The organism is Streptomyces sp. CNQ329, assembly GCF_000482585.1.
Genome location: NZ_AXVU01000006.1, coordinates 156,788 through 181,404, shown reverse-complemented (window position 1 = coordinate 181,404; position 24,617 = coordinate 156,788). Strand labels below are relative to the sequence as shown.

Genomic DNA, 24,617 nt, shown 5'->3' with positions numbered 1-24,617 from the left:
GGTGCGTCCGGCATGCCCGGTGCGCCCCCGGGGCCGGCCGGAGGCGACGGCGGCGCCGGTGCGCGCCCCGGTTACCGCCGGTTGCTGCGTCTGCCCGGCGCCCGGAGCTTCGTCCTCCCCGGCTTCGCGGCCCGTCAGCCGTTCGCGATGCTGCCGATGGGCATCGTGCTGCTGGTGGAGCACAGCTCCGGCTCGTACGCCCTGGCCGGCGCGGTGGCCGCCGCGGCGGGGCTGTCCATGGCGCTCTGCGCCCCCGTCGGCGGCAAGCTCGCGGACCGCTTCGGGCAGCCCGCGGTCCTGCTGCCGAGCGTGCTGCTGCACGCCGCCGCGGTGGCCTTGCTGAGCGTGCTCGCGCTGGCGGGCGCGCCGGGGTGGGCGCTGGTGGCCGCGGCGGTGCCGACGGGCGGGTTCATACCGCAGATCGGGCCGATGGTGCGGGCCCGCTGGTCGCATCTCTTCGCCGCCGGACCGGATCCGCGCACCCCGTTGCAGCACACGGCGACGGCGTTCGAGTCGGTGACGGACGAGTTCACGTTCGTCGTCGGGCCGGCGCTCACCGCGGCGCTGTGCACGGGGGTGCATCCGGCGGCGGGGCTGGTGGCGGAGGGGGTGCTGGCACTGACCGGCGGGCTGCTGTTCGCCGCGCAGCGGCGGACGGCGCCGCCGGTGGCCGGTGGGGACCGCAGGGACCGGCGGCGGGGGCGGCGCGCGTCCGCGCTGCGGGCGCCGGCACTGCCGGTGCTGGTCGCGGTGTTCTTCGGCGTCGGCGCGGTCTTCGGCGGCATGCAGGTCTCGCTGACGGCGTTCAGCGAGTCGATCGGCCGCCCCGGGCTCAGCGGGGTCCTGTACGGGGTCTTCGCCGCCGGCAACATGCTCGCCGGCCTGGTCTTCGGCATGATCCAGTGGCGCGGCCCGGCGCGACGGCGGCTGCTCGTGGCGTACCCGCTGCTGGTCGCGAGCGCGTCCGGGCTGTGGGCGGTGGCCGGGCTGGAGTCCGCGGCGGCGCTCGCAGGTCTGGGTCTGGCGGTCGGCGTGTGCGTCGCGCCCGCGCTGATCACGGGCTTCACCCTGGCGGACGCGCTGGTGCCCGGTCAGGCGCGGACGGAGGCGTTCACCTGGCTGACGGGCGCCGTCGCCCTGGGGCAGGCCACCGCGACGGTGGCGGCCGGCCGGCTGGTCGACGGCACGGGCGCGGCGGCCGGGTTTCTCGTGCCGCTGACGGCGACCGCGCTGGCGTGCGCCACACTGCTGCTGCTCCGGGGGAAGCTGCGGTCTCCGGACGGCCACGGAGCGATCACGGTCCGTGGTGACGGCCGCCCCGTTCCCGCGCCGGTGGACTGACGGGCGGGAATGCTGCATGATGAAGCGTCGTTAGCACTCACCAGTTGAGAGTGCCAGGAGGAAGCACGTGCCGACCTACCAGTACCAGTGCACCGAATGCGGCGAGGGCCTCGAAGCGGTGCAGAAGTTCACCGACGAGCCGCTGACGGTGTGCCCCGCCTGCCAGGGGCGGCTCCGCAAGGTGTTCTCCGCGGTCGGCGTCGTCTTCAAGGGCTCCGGGTTCTACCGGACGGACAGCCGCAGCGGCTCGGGTTCCGGCGGATCGAAGTCGGGCGGATCCGGGTCGGGAGAGAAGAAGGGTTCGGAGTCGTCGGCTTCGTCGTCCTCGTCTTCTTCCTCTTCTTCGGACTCGTCGTCTTCCTCGTCGAGCTCGTCTTCTTCGTCGTCTTCGTCCTCGTCGTCCAAGTCGGCCACGTCCTCCAGCGGGACCTCGGCGGCCTGAAAGCCGGCGGTGGGGCCGCACGGTTATCGTTGCGGCATGGCTGAGGAAGCGGCAGTACAGGCAGAGATCGGCGTCATCGGGGGCTCGGGGTTCTACTCGTTCCTTGAGGACGTCACGGAGATCGCCGTCGAGACACCGTACGGACCGCCGAGCGACTCCCTGTTCCTCGGCGAGATCGCGGGGCGGAGCGTCGCGTTCCTCCCCCGGCACGGCCGCAAGCACCACCTGCCGCCGCACCGGATCAACTATCGCGCCAACCTGTGGGCGTTGCGGTCCCTGGGCGTACGGCAGGTCCTGGGGCCGTGCGCCGTGGGCGGGCTGCAGCCGGAGCACGGGCCGGGCACGCTGCTCGTGCCGGATCAGATGGTGGACCGGACGAAGTCGCGCATGCAGACGTACTACGACGGCCGGCAACTGCCCGACGGCGCCACGCCGAACGTCGTGCACGTGAGCCTCGCCGACCCGTACTGCCCGACGGGGCGCCGGGCCGCGCTGAAGGCGGCGCAGGAGGGCGGCTGGCCGGCGGTCGACGGAGGGACGCTCGTCGTCATCGAGGGGCCGCGGTTCTCCACGCGGGCGGAATCGCTGTGGCACCGGGCGCAGGGGTGGGCCGTGGTCGGGATGACCGGGCACCCGGAGGCGGCACTCGCCCGCGAACTCGAACTCTGCTACACGTCGATGACCCTGGTGACAGACCTCGACGCGGGCGCCGAGGCGGGCGAGGGGGTCTCGCACGAAGAGGTGCTGGAGGTCTTCGCCGCCAACGTGGGGCGTCTGCGGGAGGTGCTCTTCGACGCGGTGGGGCGGCTGCCGGCGACGGCGGACCGGGACTGCTTGTGCACGGGGGCGCTGGCGGGGATGGACCCGGGGATCGAGCTGCCGTAGGGCGCCGGGGGCGCCGGCCGGATGACGGCAGAGTTATCCACAACCGGGGAGTTATCCACAGGCCGGAGCGGGGAGGGCCGGGGTCGGGCAGAGTCGAGGGCGTCACGGAACGCGATCGACTCGTCACGAACTGGTGGTGACCGCCATGTCCGGCCCGGCCCGCACCCTCTCCGCACCCTCTCCGCCCCGTCCCCCCGGCGCCGGCCCGGACCATCGCCGCGACAAGGCGGGCGCCGGCGGCGACGGCCGGCCCGGGGCGGTGGCTTCCCGCGGGGGCGGCGGCTTCGCGGCGGGACCGCGTCCGCTGCCGCGCGGCGCGCCGCCACCGCGGGAGGTGCCCGGGTTCGAGCCGCTGTGCCCGGGGCGCGGGGCCAGGCTACGGCGGGCGGTGGTGATGCGGCGGCGGCTGCTGGCCGCCTCGCTCGCGATGGCGGCGGCGGCGCTGGCCGCGGCGCCGTGCAGCGACGCGGGAGGCACGCCGCCCGCCGCGTCGCCGGGCGGGCCGGAAAGCGGCGTTCCCGGCGCTGCCGAAGGCTCGGCCGCCGAGGGGCGGGCCGGGGATGCGGAGGTGCTGGCGCCGGTGCGGATCGCGGACGCCGGGGTGGCCGGGCTGCTGAAGCCGGGCGACGTGGTGGACGTGCTGGCCGTCGGGGGTGAGGACGGCGGCCCGGCGCGGGTCGTGGCACGGGCCGCGCGGGTGGCGGAGATTCCGGGCGCGGCGAAGGCGCCGCACGCGGACCGGAATACGGACGCGACGGGGGCGGAGACAACGGGGGCGGCCGGGGCGCCGGAGTCGATACAGGCGCCGGACGAGGCCGCGGCGCCGGGGCTGCCGGAGGGGCAATGGCCGTCGGGAGCACCGGGGTTGACGGACGGGGGCGACGGGGCGCTGGTGGTGGTGGCCGTGCCGCGGTCCGTGGCCGCGGCGCTGGCCGGTGCGGCGGCCGGCGGGCGGCTGGCGGTGACGCTGCGATGACGGCGGTTTTGCGGATCGTCACCGACGCGGGCAAGGAGAGTGGACAATCCTTCCGTATCTCTGCCATACCTTGCTGGGTCGGCCCACCAGTCGAGAGTGAAGCGAGGAAGGGCATTGAGCACGCAGGACGCCGGGAGCACCTCGGACAAACAGGGCGTCATCGCCGGGTTCAAGCAGTTCGTGATGCGCGGGAACGTGATGGAGCTCGCGGTCGCCGTCGTCGTCGGCGCTGCCTTCACGAACATCGTGAACGCGGTGGTGAAGGGCGTCATCAACCCCATCGTCGCCATCTTCGGCTCGAAGAACCTCGACAAGTACCACTCCTGCTTCAGCGATGTCTGCACGAAGAGCCCGGAAGGCGAGGTCACCAAGGGCGTCGCGATCCTGTGGGGCCCCGTGCTGAGCGCCACGCTGACGTTCGTGATGACGGCGGCCGTCGTGTATTTCGCGATGATCCTGCCGATGAACAGGCTCAGGGAGCGGCAGGCGGCGAAGGCGCCGGTGGCAGAGCCCGTGGTGGTCACGGAGATCGAGCTGCTGACGCAGATCCGCGACGAGCTGGTGGCCCAGCGGAACGGCTCGGCGCCGCGCCGCGACGGCGGCACGCTGCCGACCCAGAGATAGCCGCGGGCGGACGCCCGGGAGCGGCGGAGGTGGCGGACCCGTGCGGGTCAGAGGTGATGGGGCGGCTTCTCGTCAAGGAAGCGGGCCAGGTCGGCGGCGCTCCCCTCGGCGGCCGGCCGCTCCCCCCAGCCCTCGTCGGTGTCGTCCCGGCTCGGCTGCGCCAGCGGATCGTCGAAGACGAGCGGGTTCTCGGGCTCGGTACTCATGGACCCCAGGGTACGTGGCGGGCCCCATGGGGGGGGCCGGGGTGGCGAGGCGGCGGGCGGTGCGGTGGCCGCCCGGGCTGTGGTGCCGGGTCCGGGGCGGTGGGCGCGGCTAGGGTGCGGTGCATGGGCGTGGACGCGATCACGGATGTGGCGGGGGTGCGCGTCGGGCATGCGTCGCGGACCGGGGACGGCTGGCTGACCGGGACGACGGTGGTACTCGCTCCCGAGGGCGGGGCCGTGGCCTCCGTGGACGTCCGCGGTGGCGGGCCCGGCACGCGGGAGACCGACGCTCTCGACCCGCGCACCATCGTGCAGCGGGTGGAGGCGGTGGTGCTCACGGGCGGCAGCGCGTACGGGCTGGCCGCCGCGGACGGCGTCATGGCCTGGCTGGAGGAGCAGGGCCGCGGCTTCCGGGTGGGTCCCGACCCGGCGCAGGTGGTGCCGGTGGTGCCGGCCGCGGCCCTGTTCGACCTGGGCCGCGGCGGCGACTTCCGGGCGCGCCCGGACGCCGCGATGGGCCGGGAGGCCGCCGCCGCGGCGGCATCCTCCGCACCCGGCGCCGCGGTCGGCCAGGGCAACGTCGGCGCGGGCACGGGCGCGGTGTGCGGGGCGGTCAAGGGCGGGGTCGGCTCGGCGAGCGTCGTGCTTCCGTCGGGCACCACGGTCGCCGCGCTGGCCGTCGTCAACGCGGCCGGCTCCGCCCTCGATCCGGCCACCGGCGCGCTCTACGCCGAGCTGTACGGCGATGCCGGCGCGGCGGACGGCCTGCCCGCGGAGAAGACGCACACCGCCGCGTCGCGGCGGCTGGCGGCGGCGCGGGTGGAGACGGCGCGGCGTTTCGCCGCCTCGGCCCGGCCGCCGCTGAACACCACGCTGGCCGTCGTCGCCACGGACGCGGCGCTCGGCACGGCACAGGCGCAGAAAATGGCCGGTTGTGCCCACGACGGTCTGGCGCGGGCCGTACGGCCCGCGCACCTGCTCTCCGACGGGGACACGGTGTTCGCTCTGGCCACCGGAGCCCGCCCGCTGCTGCCCCCGGACGAGGCCGCCGCCGACCCGGCGTTCGCGGTGCACCAGGAAGCCGGCGCGCTCAACGAGGTGTTCGCGGCCGGGGCGGACGTCCTGACCCGCGCCATGGCCAAGGCGCTCCGCGCCGCCGAGAGCGTCGACGGCGCGGGCGGCGTCTTCCCGTCGTACGGCGATCTCTACGGCACCGCCCCGTGACGTCCGCGCCGTCGCCCGCGGCGCCGCGGTCCCGCCCGGCCGCCCGGTGACGGGCGGCCGGGCGGGGCCGGTTCAGGTGAGGACGGCGCCGTAGGCGGCGAGGATCTCGTTGATCGGCTGGACGAAGGACGTGCCCCCCGCGGCGCAGTTGCCGGAGCCGCCCGAGAGCACCCCGACGGCCAGCCCCGTCGTGCCGTCCCCGGTGCGGATGAACACCGGGGCGCCGCTGTCGCCGGGCTCGCTGCAGAGGTTGGTGCGTATGAGACCGCTGACGATCCCGTCGCCGTAGTTGACGGTGGCGTTGAGGCCGGTGACGGCGCCGCTGTGGCAGCCACTGGTGCTGCCGGCCATCCAGATCGTCTGGCCGACGCCGGCGTTCGCGGGGCCGGTGATGTCGATGATGGTGCCGTCGCAGTTGACCGTGCCGGGCCGGGGCACCGCGGTGTTGGTGTACCGGACGATGCCGTAGTCGTTGCCCGGGAAACTGCTCCCCGCGGTGGGGCCGACGACCGTGGTGAAGGACGAGTTCGTGTACCAGGTGGGGGAGCCCAGGGTGCAGTGGCCCGCGGTCACGAAGTAATCGGCGCTGCCGGCCCGTACGTTGAAGCCGACGGTGCAGCGGCCGGCGCTGCTCCAGACCGGCTCGCCGCCCTGGAGGTGCGGCCGGAAGGTGCCGGTGGTGCGCTCGAAGGTGAGGGCGTCGGCCTGCGCGCCCGCGCTCCTGCGCAGCGCGGCTATCTCGGCGGCCGACACCCGCTCGTCCACCGTGACCAGGACGGTGCCGGTCGCCCGGTCGACGCCCCAGGCCGTCCCGGCGATGTCGGCGGCGAGGACGGCGTCGCCCGCCGCCGCCAGCTCGGTGGCGCTGAACGTCCGCTGCTGGGCCTGCGCCGCCTGCGGGCCGCCCAGCCCCAGTACGGCGGGGAGGGCGAGCACGGCCAGAGCGGTCAGGGCGGTCGCGGGCCGCCGTAAACGCCGGACGGTACGTCTGAGGGGGTTGGTGCGCCTGGTGCTCACGTTGTCCTCCACGGGGGCCGGGAACGGAAGGGACCGGACATCATGTCCCTGACAAACAGCTTCGCATCGCAGACGGCGTTGCCAAGACCGCCTTCAGGCCACCCGTCAGCCGGCCCGCCCGCCGTCGGCGAGCCGGCAGGCGGGGCGGGTTCCGGGCACGGAGAAGCCCCCGGCGCCGGGGGGAGACACCGGGGGCGGTTCGGGATGCGGCGTCAGGCCGCGGATTCGAAGCCCGTGTCGCGGGCGAGCTTCTTCAGTTCGACCAGCGCGTGCTTCTCGATCTGGCGGATCCGCTCGCGCGTCAGGCCGTGCTGCTTGCCGACCTCGGTCAGTGTGCGCTCGCGGCCGTCCTCGATGCCGTACCGCGCCTTGATGATCGACGCCGTACGCGGCTCCAGCCGGCCGATGAGGTCTTCCAGCTCCTCGCGGCGCATCATCACCAGCACGGAGTCCTCCGGCGAGTCCGCGCCGGTGTCCTCCAGCAGGTCGCCGAACTGGGTCTCGCCCTCGTCGTCCACCGACATGTTGAGGCTGACCGGATCACGGGCCCAGTCCAGGACGTCCGTCACGCGCTCGGGCGTCGAACCCAGCTCCGCCGCGACCTCCGCGGGCTCCGGCTCGCGGCCGTGCTCACGGTTGAACTCGCGCTGGACCCGCCGGATGCGGCCCAGCTCCTCCACGAGGTGGACGGGCAGCCGGATCGTCCGGGACTGGTCGGCGATGGAGCGGGTGATGGCCTGACGGATCCACCACGTCGCATACGTGGAGAACTTGAAGCCCTTCTTGTAGTCGAACTTCTCGACGGCGCGCACCAGGCCGGCGTTCCCCTCCTGGATCAGGTCGAGGAGCGGCAGTCCGCTGCGCGGGTAGCGGCGGGCCACGGCGACGACCAGGCGAAGGTTCGAGCGGATGAAAAGGTCCTTGGCCCGCTCGCCCTGGGCGACGATCGCTTCGAGTTCCTCGCGGTCCGCCGACGCGCTCGGCGCGTCCACCGCCTCGGGCTTCGCCTCGCCGGCGAGCAGCTTCCCGGCGTAGACTCCGGCCTCGATGTCCAGGGAGAGTTCGACTTCCTTCGCGGCGTCGAGCAACGGCGTCCTGGCGATCTCGTCGAGGTACATCCCGACGAGGTCGCGGTCGGCGATCTCGCCGCTCTTGCCGCGAGCGCCGCGGGCGCTGCTTGCCGCGCCGGCCGAGGTCTCGGCCTGGCGGCGGGCGACGGCACGGGTTGCCATGCGTGCTCCCTTGCGAGTGAGTTCCTCACCGATAGTCCGACCTACCGGGTGTGTCCGTTCCACCTGGTCCAACGACGGGAATCAGGACAGAATTCCCCTCGCGTGCACCGATTTTCGTGATCTTGCAGTATCCTGCCCCACCTCACGGCAGGCACCGCGCCCGTACGGGGTGCCGGACGGGCCGGTGACAGCCTGGTCAGGTGGGGCGGGTAACCACCGGCGGCGTCCTGAGTCGGCGCCGGCCGTCGCGGGATCGTGAGACGTCCGTCACATCCGGCATCGTGACCCTCCCCCCTGGGCGGCACCGCTCCGGGCCGGCCCTCCCCCGTGAAGACGGCGTGCGCGGCCTTCCGGTTGCTTCCGCGGCCGGACCTCGCGGGTGAGTCGCCTGGGCCCGCAGACCCAGGGAGGTCCTAGGGCCGACGGCCGTTACGGACCGGTGGCGGCGGACGTAGCGTCGCCGCCATGGAGACGAGCCGTGAGGACGCGCGTACGACGACGGGCCGGGGCAGCGATCAGGACGACAGCGGGGTACTCGACGAGGCCCTGGAGCGGCTGCACGCCGCGGGCCCGGAGCGGCAGGGCTGGCTGACCAACCACGCACCGATGGCCGTCGAGGTTCTGGTGCACGGCGACCGGGCGGCGACCGTGCACCGCTGGCTGGACCGTTACCGCGACAAGCTGGAGGACATGCCGCCGCAGTCCCGGCCCATCGACCCCGCCGCGTGGCGGGACGCGCTGGGCGACCCGGCGCGGCTCGGGGACTGGCCGGCGTACTTCGCGCGCGAGCTGGAGGCCCGCCCGTGGCGCGAGGTGCTGGCCGCATGGTGGCCGCGACTGCTGCCCGGCCTGGCCGGCGCCGCCACGCACACCGTGATCCGCGCGGGTCATGCCGTACGGACCCTCCAGGACACCGAGGCCGCCGGCCGGGCCCCCGGCGGCCCCCGCGTCACCGAGCTGGCGCACGCCCTCGGCTACTGGGCCGCCCGCTACGCCCGCCTGCCCAGCGCTCCCGTCCCCGCCGGCACCGCGGCACCGGACGCCGCGCTGGCCGCCGTGCCCGCCGTGCCCGCGCAGGCCGGCGGCATCCGCGAGCGGCTGGCGCAGCTCACCGAGGAGTCGGCGCCCGGCTGGCCGGCGGCGGTGAGCGCCCTGGCCCCGGCGCGCACCCCCGAGGAGGCCCGCGAGGCGCTGGCCGGGCTGGTACGGGCCGCGGTCCACCGCTACGCGGCGTACGGTCACGGCGAACCGGTGATGCTGGTGCACGCCGCCACCGCCCCGAACGCGGTGCTCCGCGCGCTGCCCGCGCTCCCCCGCGACCTGTGGATCCCCAGCTACGCCGCCGCGTGGGCGGCGAGCGCCGCCGTCACCGCCGCGTACGGACCGGCCGCCCCGCTGCCGCCGGAGCGCATCCCGGCCCCACCGGCCGGGGACGCCGCGGCGACGGCGGACGAACTGCTGACCCGGGCGGCGGCGCACGGCGACGAACACACGATCAAGTTCGTCGACACCGCGCTCGACGTCGGGGACGACACCGCGCGCGTGGCCGCGCTGCAGTCCGTCGCGCTCATCGACCCGGCGTTCTGACACCTACCCACGGCCTTCCGCCGCCGACGCGCGGCGCGGCAAAGGCCCCTTCCCGTCCCGCGAGGAACGGAAAGGGGCCTTCGCTCAGCCCTGAACTCTCCTTTGAGTCAGTGCGTCAGCGCGGTCAGTGGACCATCACCGGCGCCTGCGCCTCGTCCGCCGCGCCCACGTCCTTGCCGTCGCCGGAGACCTCGTGTCCCGACTGGGCCCGGGCGTTGACCAGGACGTACGCGAGGGTCGCGGAGACCAGCAGGATGCCGACCGCCCACCAGATCGCCGTCGAGTAGCCGTGCACGGCCGCGGAGTTCGCGAAGCCCTCGCGGCCCAGGGTGCGGGCCTCGGAGGCGTGCGAGGAGATCCAGCCGGTCGTGGCACTGGCGGCGATCGTGTTCAGGAGCGCGGTGCCGATGGCGCCGCCCACCTGCTGCGAGGTGTTGACCATCGCCGAGGCGATGCCGGAGTCGCGCGGCTCGACGCCGTAGGTGGCCAGGGACATGGCCGGCATGAACGCCGTGCCCAGGCCCAGGCCCAGCAGCACGAGACCGGGCAGGACGACCACGGGGTACGAGCTGCCGGGCTCGATCTGAGCCAGCAGCAGCATCCCGAGGGCGCCCGTGAGGAAGCCCGGCACCAGCAGCAGCCGCGGCTGCACACGGGTCATCAGCCGGGCGCCGATCTGGGTCGAGCCGGCGATCATGCCCGCGACCATCGGCAGGAACGCCAGTCCGGACCTGACCGGGCTGTAGCCCTTCACGACCTGCAGGTAGTAGGTGAGGAACAGGAAGACGCCGAACATCGCGATGACCGCGAGGCCGAGCGAGAGGTAGACGCCGCCGCGGTTGCGGTCGAGCACGACGCGCAGCGGCAGCAGCGGGGCCTTGACCCGCGACTCCACCGCCACGAACGCGGCCAGCAGCACCACGGACGCGACGAACATGACCAGCGTCAGGGTGTCGCTCCAGCCGTGCGACTCGGCCCGGGTGAAGCCGTACACCAGCGCCACCAGACCGGTGGTCGCCAGCACCACGCCCGGGATGTCGAGCGACGAGCGGTTCCGGCTGCCGGACGGCTCGTGGATGGAGTACAGCGCGCCGAGCACGGCGACGATGGCGAACGGGATGTTCACGAAGAACGTCCACCGCCAGTCCAGGTACTCGGTCAGGACACCGCCGAGTATCAGCCCGACGGCGCCGCCGCCACCGGCGATGGCACCGTAGATGCCGAACGCCTTGGCGCGCTCCTTGCCCTCGGTGAAGAGGACGGCGAGCAGCGACAGCGCGGCGGGCGCGAGCAGTGCGCCGAAGACGCCCTGCAGCGCGCGGGCGCCGAACATCATGGCCTGCCCGGTCGCGGCGCCGCCGAGCGCGGAGGCGACCGCGAAGCCGATGAGGCCGGTGATGAAGGTGCGCTTGCGGCCCCAGAGGTCGGCGATGCGGCCGCCGAAGAGCAGCAGGCCGCCGAAGGCGAGCGCGTAGGCCGTGATGACCCACTGGCGGTTGCCGTCGGAGATGCCGAGGTCCTCCTGCGCGGAGGGCAGCGCGATGTTCACGATGGTCGCGTCGAGGACGACCATCAACTGGGCCACAGCGATGAACGCGAGGGCTTTCCAGCGCCTCGGATCAGGCTGCAGTGCCGTTTCTGGCATGGGGGTACCCACCATTCGAGTTCAGGGTTGATCTTGGTACGAATCGGACGGGCCGGTGTCCATCACCGCACAGGGCCCGGAAGGAGAGGAGACTCGGTGATCAGAACAGACTCACCGCTCGCTGATCACCTCATTTACGTGCCCCTCTGCTTCAGGGACTCCAGCGTCGCGGCGCTGCCGGACAGCGTTGACCTGGCCGGACTCATCAGCCCGTCGACGAAGAGATCCAGGTGCCGGTGCATATACGTGTCGAACCCCACACCGCACTCCAGACCGGGCAGCGGCCGGGTGAGCTGGGCGAGCGCGACCATCAGGTCGCCGATGCCCACGTCCGCCCGGAGCGTGCCCTCGGCGCGGGCCCGCGCCAACAGGTTCTCCAGCGCGGTCTCCAGCCGGTTCCGCGTTTCGGTCACCTCGGTCACCGTGTGGTCGAAGCTGTCGGCGAGCACCGGGCACAGCGACCCCATCCGCTCGTCGGCGCCCCGGTGCACGAAGTCCCGCAGCGCCTCGAACGCCTCGGTGTCCTCGGCGAGCGCGGCCTCCGCCAGCTCCGCGATGCGGCGCATGGATTCCAGGGTCACCTGGAGGATCAGTTCGCGGCGGTCGGCGAAGTGCCGGTAGACCGTCGCGTTGCCGACGCCGGCGCGGCGGGCGATCTCGTCGAGCGGGACCTCCGGCCCCCACTCCACGAACGCCTCGCGGGCGGCGCCGATGATCCGTTCACGGTTGCGGGAGGCGTCGGCGCGCATACGCGACTGCCGCTGGTCGGGGAGCGTGCTGCTCCTGCCCGTGCCCATCGTTGCCTCCCTGGCGGCTTCCGGGGAATCACTCCCCGGTTTTCTTCGGACACCAGCTAAACGGGGAAGCACTCCCCGCTATTTCCCGGCCCTGCTGTGATCTGCGCCACGCGGGCCCCGGGCCGCGGCCCGGACGCACCCGGGCGCCCCGGCACCGATAACTTGGGGCACGTACCGTCTTTCGCTCCAGACTCGGAGGCAGACCGCCATGGCAACCACCCGCACCGCGAAGACCCACTGGGAGGGCAACCTGCTCGAGGGCAAGGGGACCGTCGCCCTCGAGTCCTCCAAGATCGGCACCTACGACGTGAGCTGGCCGGCCCGCTCCGCCGAGCCCGGCGGCAAGACCAGCCCCGAGGAGCTGATCGCGGCGGCGCACTCGGCGTGCTACTCCATGGCCTTCTCGCACGGCCTGGCCGGCAAGGGCCACACGGTCGAGTCCCTCGACACCAGCGCCGACGTGACCTTCCAGCCCGGCGAGGGCATCACCGGCATCGTGCTGACGGTGCGCGCGACGGTGCCGGGGCTGTCCGAGGAGGACTTCCAGGCCGCCGCCGAGGACGCCAAGAAGAACTGCCCGGTGAGCCAGGCGCTGGCGGGCGTCAAGAACATCACCCTCAACGCCACGCTGGTCTGAGCCGGCTCCGCAGGCATTCTCCCGCCCGGCCCGTGTCCCGGCGCGGGCCGGGCGGGAAGCCGGGAGCGACCCGTCAGTCCGTGCCCGACGGGTCCGGCGAGGCGGAGTCGTCCGGGCACGGCGACGCGCCGGGGTCGTCGGGGTCACCCGGGTCGTCGGGGCTGGGCGAGGGCGACTCGCCCGGGTCGGCGGAGCAACTGTCGCCGGGGTCCGGATCGCCCGTGCCGCCGCCGGGCTCGCCGCCCGGGTCACCGGAGCCGCCGCTGTCGCCCGGGTCGCCGGGGCTGGGGCTGGGGCCCGGACTCGGCTCGCCGCCGCCGGAGTCACCGCCCGGGTCGCCCGTGTCCCCCGGATCGCCGGAGCCACCGGAGCCGGAGTCGCCCGGATCGCCCGATCCGCCGCCCGTACTCCCCGAACCGCCGTCCGACGGGTCCGGCCTCGGCCCCACGACGATGCCGCCACCGGGCCCGTCCGATCCGTCCGGCGCCTTGCGGCTTCCCTTCTCCGGTACGGAGCGGGGGTTGCCCGCGCCGGAGCTGGCGGGCAGCACGCCCGTACCGTCCGGCACGGCGTGCACGCCCGAGCGGTAGAACCCGAGCCAGGCCAGCACGGTGGTGAGGTAGTCCCGCGAGTAGTTGTAGCTGAGGATCGCCCGGTGCAGATCCGCCTGCACCGTCAGATCCCGCGCGCCCGCGCACAGGTAGTGGCCGGCCGCCAGCGTGGCGTCGTAGACGTTGTTCGGGTCGGAGCGTCCGTCGCCGTTGCCGTCCGCCGCCCATCCCGCCCAGGTCGAGGGGATGAACTGCATCGGCCCCACGGCCCGGTCGTAGCCGGTGTCGCCGTCGTACCGGCCGCCGTCGGTGTCGGAGATGTGCGCGAAGCCGTTGCCGTCGAGCACCGGCCCCAGGATCGGGGTCACGGTGGTGCCGTCCGCGTCGACGGCGCCGCCGCGGGCGTGGCCGGACTCCACCTTGCCGATGGCGGCCAGCAGTTCCCACGGAAGCCCGCAGCCGGGGTCGTCGGCCGCGAGCCGGCGCTCCGCGTTCCGGTACGCGGCGAGCACGGTCGCCGGGATGCCCGACTGCCGCTCGATCACGGCGGGCGGCGTCGGCTGCGTGCCGACGACCGGATCCATGCCCTGCAACGGCGGTATCTCGGTGTGGTACTGGCCGTCGCCGGGTGTACCGGGCGGCAGCACGGGCGCGGTGGCGAGCCGGTCACCGGCCCCGCCGCCGGCCTCGCGGCCGGCCGTCTCGTCGCCCGGGGCCTGCGAGGCGGTCAGGGCGACCATCGCCGCCGCCGCCAGCGCCGCCGTCGCCACGCTGTGCCGCATCCTGCCACGTGCCATGGGCCTGCCTCCCGGCGGAAGTCGAGTCGTGCGGTGGTTGCGGGGTGCGGTGCCGTCAGCCGAAGGTGTCGATGTTCGAGATCCGCCACCTGTCGCCGTCCTTCACCGCGTCCACCGCGACCATCGCGGCGCCGTACGACGTCTCGTCCGTGTCCGTACGGGTGTTGCGCTGGTCGGCGAAGACCAGCACGCGGGCCGCGTCGTCACCGGCCAGCTCCACCGCCGAGTCGGTCACGGTGGTGGTGAGGACGAGCTTGTGGGACGGGGCCTGCTCGCGGACGTCCGCGAGCATCCGCCGGTGCTGCCCGACGGCTTTGCCGGTGAGGTACGCACGGGCCGCCTGCCGGTTCTCGTCGAGATCGGTGTAGTCGACCGAGAACACCGCCTCCACCGCCTCGCCGACGCCGCCCTTGACCTCGCTGGTCAGCGGGGCGTCCACGAGCGCCGAGTTCCCGGCCGCCGGGTCGTCGGACCGGCTCGCCTGCACGGCGGCGAAGGCCGCGAAGCAGCCGAGCAGCACGGCGGCGGCGCCCAGTGCGGCGGCGAGCCGCCCGCCGCGCGGCGGCGCCGCGGACGCGGTGCCGGGCGCGGTGCCGGGCCCGGCGGCGGGCCGCGGCCGGCGGGCCGGCGCCGGGCTCTGCTTTCCGGCGGGCTCGGCGGGCCGGGCCGCGGGCCGGGGTCTGGTCCTGGTCCGTACGGCGGACGCGGACTGCCGCCGGGCCGCCGACGGCGGCTCCCCGGCGGGGGTCGCGGTGCGGCGGCGCCGGTTGATCAGGTGGCGGGTGGTCGACATCTGTGCGGTCCTCTCCGGAAGTTCACTGTCCGGCTTCGCCGGCCCGGCCCGAGTCCGGGCCCGATCACTGGTCGGCGCCCTGGCCGGAGCCCGCGCCCGGCTCCGCGCTCCCGTCCCCGCCCGCGGAGTTCCCCGCCGGGGCCTGCCCGAGGGCACTGAGCTTCCAGCCGTCGCCGGTGCGGGTCACCTCGCCGAGCATCCGGCTCTCCTTGGCCTGCGGCTTCTCCCCGGGCGCGGTGACCGTGATACGGACCGCGACCAGCACGTCCGCCCGGCCGGCCCGGTCGTCCAGCTCGGTCAGCGCCGCCGACAGCACCTCGGCCGTGGTCACCGTCTTGGCCTTGCGCACCTCCTTCTCGAACCCCTCGCGCCCCTGCTGCAGTTGGGCGAGGAGTTCGCCGGTGGCGGACGCCTCCCAGCGGTCCAGGCCCTCGTCCAGCTCGCGGTGGTCGAGGGTGTTGAGGTTCGTCACGGCCTGCCGGGCGGCGGCCAGGGCGTCGTCCCGGCTGGCCGCGAAGTCCGCGGCGTCGTCGTTCGCGGCCGCGTACCAGGAGGTGCCGGCCCACGCCGCGAGCACCGCCGCCAGCGCCGCCGCGACCAGGGCCATCGCCAGCAGGGGGTTCTTCCTCAGGCTCACGTCGATCCGCCCTTTCGCTACCGGGACTTCAGGTCGGTGATGCGCCAGTGCCCGTCCTGGCGCGCGGCGGTCACGGAGAGCTGCGCGCCGACGCTCGTCGGGTCCTCGCCCCGGCGCTCGGTGACCTGGTCGAGCAGGACCAGCAGCGTGGCGTCGTCGCCGTCGAGCCGGATCACCCCGGCGCGGACGACGTGGGTCGTCAGCGTCAGCTCCTGGGCGACGACCCGCTGCCGGATCTGGCCGAAGAGCTGCCGGTACTGCTCGCGGGCGCGGCCGGCGAGGAGTTCGTCGGCGTCCCGCGCGGTGACGCCGGGGTCTTCGGGCGCGTACGAGAAGACTTTGCTGAGGGCGTTGCTGACGTCGCCGGTGACGGCCGCGGTGGCGGAGGCGTCGGTGAGCGCCCGGTTGGCCAGCGCGTCGTCACCGTTCAGGCGGGCGGCCTGGACGAGCAGGCCCGTACCGGCGAGCAGCAGCACGACCAGCGCCGCGACACCGCCCGCCCGCCACCGCCGCCGCCGGGCCGCGGCAGGGCCCGTACGCTCCGCACCGCCTCCCTCGGCGGGCCCGGCCGCCGAGCCCGCCACCGGCTCCTCCGGCTCCACAAGCTTCCGGTCGCGCGCCTCGACGGCGGTCCCCGCAGTGCCGTCCCGGCTCATGTCCCGCTCCCCTCCACGGTGATCGCGGTGAGCGACGCGATCTTCCAGCCGTCCGCCGTCCGCTCCAGGCCCGCCTCGTACCGCTTGCGGTCCGTCCGGGCCCCGTCCGCGCCGCCGCTGGTCTCCACCCGCAGCGTGGCCAGGGCCTTCGCCGTGCCCGCCCGCATGTCCAGCTCGATGACGGCGGCCTCCGTGACCGTCGCGCGCGCCGTGACGCCGGCGCGGTCGAACGCCTCGGCGCTCGCGGCCCGCGACCGGCGCAGGTCCTCGTGCAGCGGACCGGTGGTCGCGTCCAGCCAGCGCGCCAGGCCCGCGCCGGGGTCGGCGCCGTCGATGCTGTTGAGCGTCCCGATGTGCTCCTGGCCGGCGGCGAGCACGCGGTCGCGCTCGCGTGCGAAGTCCAGGTCGTCGCGGGTCGCGGCGGCGGCGTAGCGCCAGGCGGAGAACCCGGCGAAGGCGACGACCAGCGCGGTCACGAGTGCGACGAGGACCGTCCCCCGGCGGGGTGCCCCGAGGGCGTACGGCAGTCGGGGGCTCATCGCGCCTCCTTCAGACCGAGCAGCCCGGCCATGTCGGTGGGCCCGTCTCCGGCCGAGGGCAGGCCGAGCGCGCCGGGCAGGGCGCCGGGTGCGGCGCGGGTGCCCGGCCGGTCGTCCGCGAGGCCGGAGCCCGGCGTGGCGGGCTCGGGCACACCGCCGCCGCCGGGGGCGTGGGCGGAGCCGCGGACGTTGACGCCGCTGGACGCCGGAGCGGTGCAGCGCGCGGCGGTGTTGAGCCCGGCCGGGCTGGTCTTCAGGCCGTTGCGGTACACCGTGGCGCCGTATCCCCGGGTGCAGGGCAGCGGGTCGAAGAAGCTGAGCGCCAGGCCGAACCGCGCCCCGTCGGAGGTGATGGCGGTGGAGCCGGCGGCGGCCACCTGCGGCAACTGGACGAGCAGTTGCTCCAGGCCGTCCTGGCGGGTGACCGCGATCTCCGAGGTGGTCAGCAGATTGGCCAGCAGCACGCTCAGGCTCGGGTCGAGATCCCGCAGCAGCCCGGTGACCTGGCTCGCGGCGCCCGGCCCCGCCTCGATGACGCGGCGCAGATCGCCGTCGGAGCGCTCCAGTTGCGCGGTCAGCTCCTCGGCGCCGTCCGCGAACTCCTTCAGCGCCTCGCCGGATTCGTTCTGCGTGCGCAGCACCGTCTCGCCGTCGATCATGAGCCGGGTGCTGTACGGCAGCGCCGCGTCGGCGGCGCTGATGAACTCGCTGCCGGTGTCGAGGAGGCGCTGCAGGTTCTCCCCCTGCCCGGCGAAGGCGTTGCCGAGCTCGTCCACGGCGGTGCGCAGCTCCGCGGTGTCGACGGAGGTGGCGAAGGAGTCGACGCTGGTGAGGAGGTTGGTGACGGGCTCGGGTGTGGTGGTGTGCTGCCGGCCGACGACGGCTCCGTCCGCCAGGTACGGGCCGGAGTCGCCGGCGGGCTTGAGGTCGATGTACTGCTCCCCGACGGCCGAGTAGTTGGCGACGTCGGCGGACAGGTCGGTGGGGATCGGCGGCGCCGAGTTGCGGATCTGCAGTTCGGCCTCGACGCCCGTGCCGGTCAGCTCGATCGCCCCGACGCGCCCCACCGACACCCCGCGGTAGGTGACCTCCGCGTGGGTGAACAGGCCGCCGGTCTCGGCGAGTTCGACCCGCACCGTGTAGTGGTCGCGCATGCCGACATACCGTCCGAGGTCGGCGTAGCGCACGCCGACGTAGCCGATGACCAGCACCGCGACGACGGCGAAGACGATGTTCTTGACGATGACGGACCTGGTGATCACCGGTTCTCACCCCCGGACGGCCGGCTCCCCGGCGCCGGGGACGACTCCGGCTCCGTACCGGCCGTGCCGCCCGGCGACGAGGCCGGCGGCGTGCCGTCCGGGTCCGGCGTGCCGCCCTCGCCGGGCGATGCCGACCCGGTGTCGTCCGGCGCCGGATCCCCGGGATCCGGTGAGGAAGGCGTCCCGTCCGCGGGCGCCGTGGGCGCCACCGACGGCAGCGGCAGTGTCAGGGCGGTGCCGGGGGCGGCGGCGCCGCCCGGGTCGGCGGAGTGGGGCATCGGGTCCTCGGTCAGCGGCGGGATGATCTCCGTACCGGCAGGTGCGGTGACCGCGAGGTAGATGTTGAGGTAGTCGCCCTTGACACCGTGCAGCACCTCGTCGGTGAAGGGATACGTGAACAGCACCTCCAGCGAGTCCGGCAGCGCCTGCCCGGCGTCGGCGAGGTTCTTCAGCACGGGGCCGAGGGCCTTGAGGTCGGCGACCATGTCCTCTTTGCCGGCGTCGATGGTCTCCACCGCGACGTCGGAGAGCCGGTCCAGCGAGCGCAGCATCGTGACCAGCGCGCCGCGCTGTTCCTCCAGGACCTTCATGCCGGGGCTGAGGTCTTCGAGCACGGTGCCGATCCCGGTCTTGCGCGCTTCGAGCGTGGCGGACAGCCGGTTGACGCTGTCGAGGGCGTCGGTGAGGGATTCCTTGTTGTCGTCCAGGCTCGTCATCAGGGTGTCGACCCGCTTGAGCATGGAGCGGACCTGCGGCTCGTTGCCCTGCAGGGCGTCGTTCAGCTCCCGGCTGATGGTGCGGATCTGCTCGATGCCGCCGCCGTTGAGGAGCATGGACAGGGCGCCGAAGACCTCCTCGACCTCCGGGTTGCGGTTGGTGCGCGCGAGCGGGATGTCGGCCTTCGTGTCGTCGGGGAGCAGGGCCGTGGTCACGTCCCCGGGCGCGCTGCCGAGGTCGCCCGCCTGCTGCGCGTCGATCTGCTTCTTCCCGGGCGGCGCGATCAACTGGACGTACTTCTCGCCCAGCAGGCTCGACTGCTCGATACGGGCGTACGCGCCCCGCGGCAGCCGCACGTCGCCGTTGACCTTCATGGTGACCATCGCGGTCCACCCGTCGTCGGCCACCTCGATGCCGGTGACCCGGCCGACGGCCACGTCGTTGACCCGGACCGCCGACTGCGGCACGAGGCTCAGCACGTCCTCGAACTCGGCGGTGACCTCGTACGGGTGGTCGCCGAGGTCGGCGCCGCCGGGCAGCGGCAGGTCCTGGATGCCGGTGAACTCGACGTCGGCGTTCTCGTACACCCGCATCAGCACGAACGGCGAGGCGAGGACGAGCGCGGCCACCAGGAGTCCGGCCGCCGGTTTGAGGTGGCGCTTCATCGGTCGCCTCCCCGCTCGGGCGTGCCGTAGACGTCGCCGACGGCGGGCAGCGGCAACGCCGGCAGTTGCCCGGCCCGCTCCTTCGGCGCCGGCACCAGCCCTTCGGTGCCGGTGGCGGGGTTCACCGCTGCGGCGTCCGGGGTGCCGCCCATGCTCAGCTCGTTGAGGTTGCCGCGGCCGTCGATGGTGCGCTTGCCGGGGTTGTAGGCGTTCAGCACGTTGTCCGTCGCGAGCGGCGCGGTGTCCAGCGCCTCGGCGAGCGAGGCCCGGTTGTCCACGAGCGTGCGGGTCAGCGAGGCGAGTTTGCCGACGTTGGCCTTGATCCGGCCGCGGTTGTCCTCGATGAACCCCTGCACCTTGCCGAGTGCCTTGCCCAGCTCCCTGAGCGCCGCGGCCAGTTCGTCCTTGTCCTCGGCGAGGAAGGTGCCGACGTCGGCGAGCTGCTGTTCGGCGTCGCGCACCTGTGTGTCGTTCCGCTTCAGCATCGAGGTGAAGGACTGCAGGTTCTTGATCGTGGCGAAGAGGTCGTCGCTGCGCCCGGAGAGCGTCTGGGTGGCGTCGCCGAACTGGGCGATGCTGTCGCCGATCTCCTTGCCGTTGCCCTCCAGGTTGCGGGCGCCGGTCTCGACGAGTCTGCTCAGCTCCCCCTCGGCGTTGGCGCCGTCGGGGCCGAGGGCGTCGCTGAGGTCGGTGAGGGAGGCGTACAGCTCGTCGATCTCCACCGGTGTCGCCGTCCGTTCGACGGGGATCTCGTCGCCGTCCGCCAGCTCGGGCCCGCCCGAGTAGGCCGGGCTGAGCTGCACGTAGCGGCCGGAGACCACGCTCGGCGCGATGACCGCCGCGCGCACGTCCGCGGGTGCCCGCACGTCGTGGTCGAGGGTCAGCTCGACGCGCACCCGGTCCCCCTCGGGCTCGACGGAGTCCACGGTGCCGGCCTTGACGCCAAGGATCCGCAGGTCCGAGCCGCTGTAGAGGCCGACTCCGGAGTCGAAGTAGGCGGTGACCGCCTTGCCCTCCGGGCCCGTGAGCGCCCGTACGCCCCAGGTGCCCGCGGCCACCAGCACCGCCGCGGTCACCAGCAGCGCGACCGGTCTGCGGCTCCGCAGCCGTCCGGCGGCGGCGCGGATCCGCCGGGCCGCTCCCGTTCCAGGCCGTGGCATCATCGGCCCCCCTTCGGCTTGGGCGGCTTGCACCCGGCGTCCGGCACGACGTCCGGCGCGTAGGACTTGGGCACCAGTCCGCACAGGTAGCTGTCGAACCAGCGCCCGTTGCCGAGGGTGTTGCCGACCAGGCGGTAGTACGGGCCGGCCGTGGCCAGCGCCTTGTCGAGGTTCTTCTCGTTGTCCCGGAGCACGTCGGTGATCCGGTCGAGGGCGTCGAGCGTCGGGCCGAGCTGCCTTTCGTTCTCCTCCACCAGGCCGTCCAGTTCCTCGGCCAGGTCGCGGGTGCCGGTGAAGAGGGCGTGGATCGCGTCGCGCCGGGCGCGTACCTCGGCGAGCAGGTCGTTGCCGTCCTTCAGCAGCGTTTCGAACGTCTCGTTCTGGTTCTTCAGCGTCCTGGTGATCCGGTTGCTGCCGGCGAGCAGCCGGGCCAGCTCGGCATCGCGCGAGGAGATGGTCTTCGACAGGGCGGAAAGGCCGGTCGCCGCCTTGCGCACGTCGGGCGGGGTGTCCTCGAACGTCTCCGACAGCACCCGGAAGCTCTCCGACAGCGCGTCGGTGTCCAGTTCGTCGACGGTGGACGACAGGTCCTGGAACGCCTGGGTGACGTCGTACGGGGACGTGGTGCGGTCGACCGGGATGGGCTGGTCGGCGTCCTGCCGGGCGTCCCCGAGGGGATCGACGGCCAGGTACTTCTCGCCGAGCAGCGTCTCGATGGCGATGGCGGCGGTGGACCGGTTGCCGATCCAGGCGTCGCGCACCGTGAAGGCGACGGCGACTTTGGGCCCGTCGAGCGCGACGTCGTCCACCTCGCCCACCTTCACCCCCGCGATGCGTACCTCGTCGCCGGAGCGGAGCCCGGCGGCCTCGGAGAAGTGGGCCGTGTAGGAGGTGCCGCCGCCGACGCCGGGCAGCGCGTCGGCGCGGTACGCCGCGAGCCCGCCGAGGGCGAGGACCAGCAGCCCCACCAGCGCCACGGCGACGGGGTTGCGTTCACGGACGGGCTTCAGCGCGGGCAGTCTCATCGCTCGCACCTCGGCTGGGTCACGGAGATCCCGGTCGGCGGCTCGCTGCCGTCGTACGTGCTCACGCCGGACACCTTCGCCTCGCAGAGGTAGAGGTTGAACCAGGAGCCGTACGACGCCAGCCGGCCCAGCGTGGCCATCTTGACCGGCGTGCGCTCCAGGAAGTCCGCCACCAGCGGGGCGTTGTCCGCCAGCCGCTCCGAGACCCGGCCGAGCTGGCGGATGTCCTCCTTCAGCGGGGCGCGGCCGTCGCGGACGAGGCCGGCGGTGCTGGTCGTCAGGTCGCCCATGGCGTCGACGGCGCGGAAGAGCGGCTTGCGGTCGTCGGAGAAGCCGGACACCAGGTCCTGGAGGGTGACCAGCAGGTCGTTGAAGTCCTGTTCGCGGGTGTTGACGGTCTCCACCACCTCGGTGAGGTTGTCGATGACCTCGCCGATCACCTTGTCCTTCGCGGCGAGGGTGGTGGTCAGCGAGCCGACCGTCTCGACGAGGCTGTCGACCGTCCCGCCCTGCCCCTGGAGCACCTGGACGATCTCCTGCGCGAGCTTGTTGGTGTCCCGCGGCGACAGCCCCTGGAAGAGCGGCTGGAAGCCGTTGAAGAGCTGGGTGAGGTCGAGCGCGGGGCGGGTGCGCTCCAGCGGGATCGTGGCGCCGGGGGCGAGCGTCCCGCCGACCGGGCCCTCGCCCTGCTCCAGGTCGATGTAGCGCTGGCCGACCATGTTGAGGTACTTGACGGAGGCGTTGACGGAGGCGGGCAGCTCCCGTCCTTCCCGTACGGTGAAGTCCACCCGCGCGTGCCGCCGCCCGCTCAGCTCGATGGACTCCACCTCGCCGACCTTCACGCCCGCCACCCGCACGCTGTCGCCCTCGACGAGGCCGGTGACGTCGGTGAACCGCGCGCTGTAGCCGTCGGTGGGGCCGACGCCGGTGTTGGCGATGGAGAAGGCGAGCGCGGTGGTGGCGAGCGCGGTGACCGCGACGAAGACGAGGGACTTGATCAGGGGCCCCGCGAGGCTTCTTCTGTTCACTTCAGCCGCACCTCCGTGCCGCGGTAGACGGGCCCGGCGAGCACGCTGGACCAGTCGGGCAGGTCGGCGGGCGGGCTCTCCATGCCGGCCGCGAGGAGTTCGTTGACGAGCTGGTTCTCGGCCGGGGAGTTGGGCAGTCCGAGGGCTTCCTCGTCGCTGGCCAGCTCGGTGGCGAGTGTCTTCGCGGACTGCGGCCGGCCCGCCGCGCCGCCGCTCCTCGACGGTGCGCCGGTGTACGGGACGCCGTAGCACTGCGGTCCGCCGCCGGCGTCGAAGCGCGGGGTGTCCCGGCCGGGTTCGTACTTGCCGCGGTGGGGCAGCACCTCGACGTCCACGTGCAGGCCGGGCTCGCGGGTGCCCTTGCCGAGCGCCTTGTCCATGACGGGCACGAAGTCGGCGAGCGTACGCAGCGTGCAGGGGAACGCCGGCGCGTACTCGGCGAGCTTCTCCACCGTGGGCCTGCTGTCGGCGGACAGCCGGATGATGTTCTCCTGGTTCTGCTCCAGGAAGGTCTCCAGGTCCTGCGACGTGGTCGTCAGCGTGCCGTAGAGCCCGCCCAGGTCCTCGGCCTTCTCGGCGATGGTGCCGCTCGTGGTCGTCGCGTCCTGCAGCGCGTTGATCAGGTCGGGGGCGGCGTCGGCGTACAGGTGGCCGAACTCGACGAGTTCGCGGATGTCGCGGTTGAGCGTCGGCAGGTGCGGGTTGAGCTTCTTCAGGTGGGCGTCCAGCTCGACGAGGGTGTCGCCGAGCTTCTCGCCGCGGCCGTCGAGCGCGTCGGCCATGGCGGTGAGGGTGGCGGACAGCTTCGCCGGCTTCACGGCGGTGAGCAGCGGCATCACGTTGTCGAGGACCTGCTCCAGCTCGATGGCGTTCTCGCTGCGGTCCTGCGGGATGACGCTGCCGGCCGTCAGCGTCTCGCCGGCCGTGCCCCCGTCCGCGGGCGGGACGAGGGAGACGAACCGCTCGCCGAAGAGCGTGGTGGGGAGCATCCGCGCGGAGACGTCCGCGGGTATCCGCTCCAGTTGCCCCGGCTTGAGGGCGAGCGTCAGCTTCGCGGTGCGCCCGCCGTCCTCCGCGGAGATCTCCCGGACCTCGCCGACGACGACGCCGCGCATCTTCACCTCGGCGTACGGGTGCATCTCGTTGCCGACGCTGCCGGTCTCGACCGTGACGGTGGCGGTGTCGGTGAACTGCTTGTCGTAGACGGCCACCGACAGCCACACCAGCAGCGCCATCACCAGCAGGAACACCAGTCCCGCGAGCCTGCGTCCCGTGGTCTCCAGCCGGCCGCTCATCCGGACACCTTCACCGTGGTCGTGGTGCCCCAGATCGCCAGGCTGAGGAAGAAGTCGGTGACCGCGATGAGCACGATCGCGGTACGCACCGAGCGCCCCACGGCGACGCCGACGCCGGCGGGGCCGCCGGTGGCGCGGAAGCCGTAGTAGCAGTGCGCGAGGATCACCATCACGCTGAAGATCAGCACTTTCATGAACGACAGGAGCACGTCGGTCGGGGAGAGGAAGAGGTTGAAGTAGTGGTCGTACGTGCCGGCGGCCTGGCCGTTGTAGAGCACCGTCACGGCGCGCGACGCGAGATACGAGCTGAGCAGCCCGATCCCGTAGAGCGGGATGATGGCCACGACCCCGGCGATGATGCGCGTGGTCACCAGGTACGGCATGGACCGCACGCCCATGCCCTCCAGCGCGTCCACCTCCTCGTTGATCCGCATCGCGCCGAGCTGGGCGGTGAACCCGGCGCCGACGGTGGCGGAGAGCGCGAGACCGGCGACGAGCGGGGCGATCTCGCGGGTGTTGAAGTACGCGGAGACGAAGCCGGTGAAGGCGGCGGTGCCGATCTGGTTGAGGGCCGCGTAGCCCTGGAGGCCGACGACCGTGCCCGTGAAGAGGGTCATCGCGAACATCACGCCGATGGTGCCGCCGATGACGCCGAGACCCCCGCTGCCGAAGGCGACCTCGGCGAGCAGCCGCTGCACCTCCTTGAGGTAGCGGCGGGCGGCGCGCGGGGTCCACAGCAGGGCGCGTACGTAGAAGATGAGCTGGTCGCCGGCCTGGTCGAGCCAGGAGAGCGGGCGGTCGAGGAGCCGGCCGGGACGCAGCCGCCGGAAGGTCCGCCCGTCCTCCCCCGCCGCGCCGTCCTTCTGGGCCAGGGCCATC

Annotated in this window: 25 protein-coding genes; 8 read left to right on the top strand and 17 right to left on the bottom strand. The window is 73.6% G+C overall.

What is annotated here, in order from left to right; translation table 11 throughout:
- The first annotated feature begins 12 nt into the window (after window positions 1-12).
- The 5 genes from I003_RS0106045 (at window position 13) to mscL (ending at window position 4,268) form a co-directional block, all read left to right on the top strand.
- Window positions 13-1,341, top strand: a complete 1,329-nt coding sequence (locus I003_RS0106045) for an MFS transporter (RefSeq protein WP_199784237.1) — start codon at window positions 13-15, stop codon at window positions 1,339-1,341.
- A 67-nt stretch (window positions 1,342-1,408) separates the two neighbouring features.
- Window positions 1,409-1,783 carry an FmdB family zinc ribbon protein gene (locus I003_RS34535; RefSeq protein ID WP_037720166.1) on the top strand — a complete coding sequence of 125 codons (375 nt, stop codon included), beginning with the start codon at window positions 1,409-1,411 and terminating at the stop codon, window positions 1,781-1,783.
- A 36-nt stretch (window positions 1,784-1,819) separates the two neighbouring features.
- Window positions 1,820-2,668, top strand: coding sequence for an S-methyl-5'-thioadenosine phosphorylase (locus I003_RS0106035; RefSeq protein ID WP_027770689.1), 849 nt, complete (start codon window positions 1,820-1,822; stop codon window positions 2,666-2,668).
- A gap of 145 nt (window positions 2,669-2,813) precedes the next feature.
- Window positions 2,814-3,644 (top strand): hypothetical protein, encoded by an 831-nt coding sequence (locus tag I003_RS0106030; RefSeq protein ID WP_486584110.1) that lies wholly within the window; start codon window positions 2,814-2,816, stop codon window positions 3,642-3,644.
- A gap of 114 nt (window positions 3,645-3,758) precedes the next feature.
- Window positions 3,759-4,268 carry a large conductance mechanosensitive channel protein MscL gene (mscL, locus tag I003_RS0106025; protein WP_027770687.1) on the top strand — a complete coding sequence of 170 codons (510 nt, stop codon included), beginning with the start codon at window positions 3,759-3,761 and terminating at the stop codon, window positions 4,266-4,268.
- A gap of 47 nt (window positions 4,269-4,315) precedes the next feature.
- Here mscL and I003_RS36735 read toward each other — a convergent pair whose 3' ends face one another.
- The gene (locus I003_RS36735; RefSeq protein WP_486584106.1) at window positions 4,316-4,645 is read right to left on the bottom strand and encodes a hypothetical protein; all 330 of its coding nucleotides are present in this window, start codon (window positions 4,643-4,645) and stop codon (window positions 4,316-4,318) included.
- Here I003_RS36735 and I003_RS0106015 point away from each other — a divergent pair.
- Window positions 4,598-5,698 carry a P1 family peptidase gene (locus I003_RS0106015; RefSeq protein ID WP_027770686.1) on the top strand — a complete coding sequence of 367 codons (1,101 nt, stop codon included), beginning with the start codon at window positions 4,598-4,600 and terminating at the stop codon, window positions 5,696-5,698. The two genes, I003_RS36735 and I003_RS0106015, sit on opposite strands and share 48 nt — an antisense overlap.
- Before the next feature lie 72 nt (window positions 5,699-5,770).
- Here I003_RS0106015 and I003_RS0106010 read toward each other — a convergent pair whose 3' ends face one another.
- Together I003_RS0106010 and I003_RS0106005 are read right to left on the bottom strand one after the other, a co-directional pair.
- On the bottom strand, window positions 5,771-6,715 hold the full coding sequence (locus tag I003_RS0106010) for an alpha-lytic protease prodomain-containing protein (protein WP_027770685.1): 945 nt from the start codon (window positions 6,713-6,715) through the stop codon (window positions 5,771-5,773).
- A gap of 212 nt (window positions 6,716-6,927) precedes the next feature.
- Window positions 6,928-7,947 (bottom strand): sigma-70 family RNA polymerase sigma factor, encoded by a 1,020-nt coding sequence (locus I003_RS0106005; protein WP_027770684.1) that lies wholly within the window; start codon window positions 7,945-7,947, stop codon window positions 6,928-6,930.
- 465 nt (window positions 7,948-8,412) lie between these two features.
- Here I003_RS0106005 and I003_RS0106000 point away from each other — a divergent pair, with 465 nt between their 5' ends.
- Window positions 8,413-9,534, top strand: a complete 1,122-nt coding sequence (locus I003_RS0106000) for a questin oxidase family protein (protein WP_027770683.1) — start codon at window positions 8,413-8,415, stop codon at window positions 9,532-9,534.
- 124 nt (window positions 9,535-9,658) lie between these two features.
- On the opposite strand, the gene I003_RS0105995 is transcribed toward I003_RS0106000, so the two are convergent.
- Together I003_RS0105995 and I003_RS0105990 are read right to left on the bottom strand one after the other, a co-directional pair.
- Window positions 9,659-11,179, bottom strand: a complete 1,521-nt coding sequence (locus tag I003_RS0105995) for an MFS transporter (protein WP_051368114.1) — start codon at window positions 11,177-11,179, stop codon at window positions 9,659-9,661.
- A 134-nt stretch (window positions 11,180-11,313) separates the two neighbouring features.
- Window positions 11,314-11,976: a TetR/AcrR family transcriptional regulator gene (locus tag I003_RS0105990; protein ID WP_027770681.1), complete on the bottom strand. Its 663-nt coding sequence runs from the start codon at window positions 11,974-11,976 to the stop codon at window positions 11,314-11,316.
- A gap of 208 nt (window positions 11,977-12,184) precedes the next feature.
- On the opposite strand from I003_RS0105990, the gene I003_RS0105985 reads away from it, so the two are divergent.
- Window positions 12,185-12,613: an OsmC family protein gene (locus I003_RS0105985; RefSeq protein WP_027770680.1), complete on the top strand. Its 429-nt coding sequence runs from the start codon at window positions 12,185-12,187 to the stop codon at window positions 12,611-12,613.
- 73 nt (window positions 12,614-12,686) lie between these two features.
- Here the strand turns inward: I003_RS0105985 and I003_RS0105980 are convergent, their stop codons facing one another.
- From I003_RS0105980 to I003_RS0105925, 12 genes are all read right to left on the bottom strand, one after another.
- Window positions 12,687-13,961, bottom strand: a complete 1,275-nt coding sequence (locus I003_RS0105980; RefSeq protein ID WP_486584105.1) for a lytic transglycosylase domain-containing protein — start codon at window positions 13,959-13,961, stop codon at window positions 12,687-12,689.
- 55 nt (window positions 13,962-14,016) lie between these two features.
- Window positions 14,017-14,754 (bottom strand): hypothetical protein, encoded by a 738-nt coding sequence (locus I003_RS0105975; RefSeq protein ID WP_027770678.1) that lies wholly within the window; start codon window positions 14,752-14,754, stop codon window positions 14,017-14,019.
- A gap of 64 nt (window positions 14,755-14,818) precedes the next feature.
- Complete coding sequence (locus I003_RS31570; protein WP_078563773.1) at window positions 14,819-15,391, bottom strand: hypothetical protein; 573 nt, start codon at window positions 15,389-15,391, stop codon at window positions 14,819-14,821.
- 17 nt (window positions 15,392-15,408) lie between these two features.
- The gene (locus I003_RS31565) at window positions 15,409-16,047 is read right to left on the bottom strand and encodes a nuclear transport factor 2 family protein (protein ID WP_027770677.1); all 639 of its coding nucleotides are present in this window, start codon (window positions 16,045-16,047) and stop codon (window positions 15,409-15,411) included.
- Window positions 16,044-16,586: a hypothetical protein gene (locus tag I003_RS0105960; protein ID WP_027770676.1), complete on the bottom strand. Its 543-nt coding sequence runs from the start codon at window positions 16,584-16,586 to the stop codon at window positions 16,044-16,046. Before I003_RS0105960 ends, I003_RS31565 begins: the two co-directional genes overlap by 4 nt.
- Window positions 16,583-17,848 carry an MlaD family protein gene (locus I003_RS0105955; RefSeq protein ID WP_027770675.1) on the bottom strand — a complete coding sequence of 422 codons (1,266 nt, stop codon included), beginning with the start codon at window positions 17,846-17,848 and terminating at the stop codon, window positions 16,583-16,585. The genes I003_RS0105960 and I003_RS0105955 overlap by 4 nt, the downstream gene beginning before the upstream one ends.
- A complete protein-coding gene (locus I003_RS0105950) occupies window positions 17,845-19,230 on the bottom strand; it encodes an MCE family protein (RefSeq protein ID WP_027770674.1) in 1,386 nt (461 codons plus the stop codon). Before I003_RS0105950 ends, I003_RS0105955 begins: the two co-directional genes overlap by 4 nt.
- A complete protein-coding gene (locus tag I003_RS0105945; RefSeq protein ID WP_027770673.1) occupies window positions 19,227-20,390 on the bottom strand; it encodes an MCE family protein in 1,164 nt (387 codons plus the stop codon). Before I003_RS0105945 ends, I003_RS0105950 begins: the two co-directional genes overlap by 4 nt.
- Window positions 20,390-21,415: an MCE family protein gene (locus I003_RS0105940; protein WP_027770672.1), complete on the bottom strand. Its 1,026-nt coding sequence runs from the start codon at window positions 21,413-21,415 to the stop codon at window positions 20,390-20,392. The genes I003_RS0105945 and I003_RS0105940 overlap by 1 nt, the downstream gene beginning before the upstream one ends.
- Window positions 21,412-22,443 carry an MCE family protein gene (locus I003_RS0105935; protein WP_027770671.1) on the bottom strand — a complete coding sequence of 344 codons (1,032 nt, stop codon included), beginning with the start codon at window positions 22,441-22,443 and terminating at the stop codon, window positions 21,412-21,414. The genes I003_RS0105940 and I003_RS0105935 overlap by 4 nt, the downstream gene beginning before the upstream one ends.
- Window positions 22,440-23,738: an MCE family protein gene (locus tag I003_RS0105930; RefSeq protein WP_027770670.1), complete on the bottom strand. Its 1,299-nt coding sequence runs from the start codon at window positions 23,736-23,738 to the stop codon at window positions 22,440-22,442. Before I003_RS0105930 ends, I003_RS0105935 begins: the two co-directional genes overlap by 4 nt.
- Window positions 23,735-24,616: an MlaE family ABC transporter permease gene (locus I003_RS0105925; RefSeq protein WP_486584104.1), complete on the bottom strand. Its 882-nt coding sequence runs from the start codon at window positions 24,614-24,616 to the stop codon at window positions 23,735-23,737. Before I003_RS0105925 ends, I003_RS0105930 begins: the two co-directional genes overlap by 4 nt.
- Window position 24,617: the final 1 nt, after the last annotated feature.

What these genes read in the sequence shown, in the direction of transcription:
- I003_RS0106045 (WP_199784237.1), top strand. Translation starts at nt 13, where the DNA reads ATGCCCGGTGCGCCCCCGGGGCCGGCCGGAGGCGACGGCGGCGCCGGT.
- I003_RS0106035 (WP_027770689.1), top strand. Translation starts at nt 1,820, where the DNA reads ATGGCTGAGGAAGCGGCAGTACAGGCAGAGATCGGCGTCATCGGGGGC.
- I003_RS0106030 (WP_486584110.1), top strand. Translation starts at nt 2,814, where the DNA reads ATGTCCGGCCCGGCCCGCACCCTCTCCGCACCCTCTCCGCCCCGTCCC.
- I003_RS0106015 (WP_027770686.1), top strand. Translation starts at nt 4,598, where the DNA reads ATGGGCGTGGACGCGATCACGGATGTGGCGGGGGTGCGCGTCGGGCAT.
- I003_RS36735 (WP_486584106.1), bottom strand. Translation starts at nt 4,645, where the DNA reads ATGCCCGACGCGCACCCCCGCCACATCCGTGATCGCGTCCACGCCCAT.
- I003_RS0106005 (WP_027770684.1), bottom strand. Translation starts at nt 7,947, where the DNA reads ATGGCAACCCGTGCCGTCGCCCGCCGCCAGGCCGAGACCTCGGCCGGC.
- I003_RS0106000 (WP_027770683.1), top strand. Translation starts at nt 8,413, where the DNA reads ATGGAGACGAGCCGTGAGGACGCGCGTACGACGACGGGCCGGGGCAGC.
- I003_RS0105995 (WP_051368114.1), bottom strand. Translation starts at nt 11,179, where the DNA reads ATGCCAGAAACGGCACTGCAGCCTGATCCGAGGCGCTGGAAAGCCCTC.
- I003_RS0105990 (WP_027770681.1), bottom strand. Translation starts at nt 11,976, where the DNA reads ATGGGCACGGGCAGGAGCAGCACGCTCCCCGACCAGCGGCAGTCGCGT.
- I003_RS0105985 (WP_027770680.1), top strand. Translation starts at nt 12,185, where the DNA reads ATGGCAACCACCCGCACCGCGAAGACCCACTGGGAGGGCAACCTGCTC.
- I003_RS0105980 (WP_486584105.1), bottom strand. Translation starts at nt 13,961, where the DNA reads ATGGCACGTGGCAGGATGCGGCACAGCGTGGCGACGGCGGCGCTGGCG.
- I003_RS0105975 (WP_027770678.1), bottom strand. Translation starts at nt 14,754, where the DNA reads ATGTCGACCACCCGCCACCTGATCAACCGGCGCCGCCGCACCGCGACC.
- I003_RS31565 (WP_027770677.1), bottom strand. Translation starts at nt 16,047, where the DNA reads ATGAGCCGGGACGGCACTGCGGGGACCGCCGTCGAGGCGCGCGACCGG.
- I003_RS0105960 (WP_027770676.1), bottom strand. Translation starts at nt 16,586, where the DNA reads ATGAGCCCCCGACTGCCGTACGCCCTCGGGGCACCCCGCCGGGGGACG.
- I003_RS0105950 (WP_027770674.1), bottom strand. Translation starts at nt 19,230, where the DNA reads ATGAAGCGCCACCTCAAACCGGCGGCCGGACTCCTGGTGGCCGCGCTC.
- I003_RS0105945 (WP_027770673.1), bottom strand. Translation starts at nt 20,390, where the DNA reads ATGCCACGGCCTGGAACGGGAGCGGCCCGGCGGATCCGCGCCGCCGCC.
- I003_RS0105940 (WP_027770672.1), bottom strand. Translation starts at nt 21,415, where the DNA reads ATGAGACTGCCCGCGCTGAAGCCCGTCCGTGAACGCAACCCCGTCGCC.
- I003_RS0105930 (WP_027770670.1), bottom strand. Translation starts at nt 23,738, where the DNA reads ATGAGCGGCCGGCTGGAGACCACGGGACGCAGGCTCGCGGGACTGGTG.
- I003_RS0105925 (WP_486584104.1), bottom strand. Translation starts at nt 24,616, where the DNA reads ATGGCCCTGGCCCAGAAGGACGGCGCGGCGGGGGAGGACGGGCGGACC.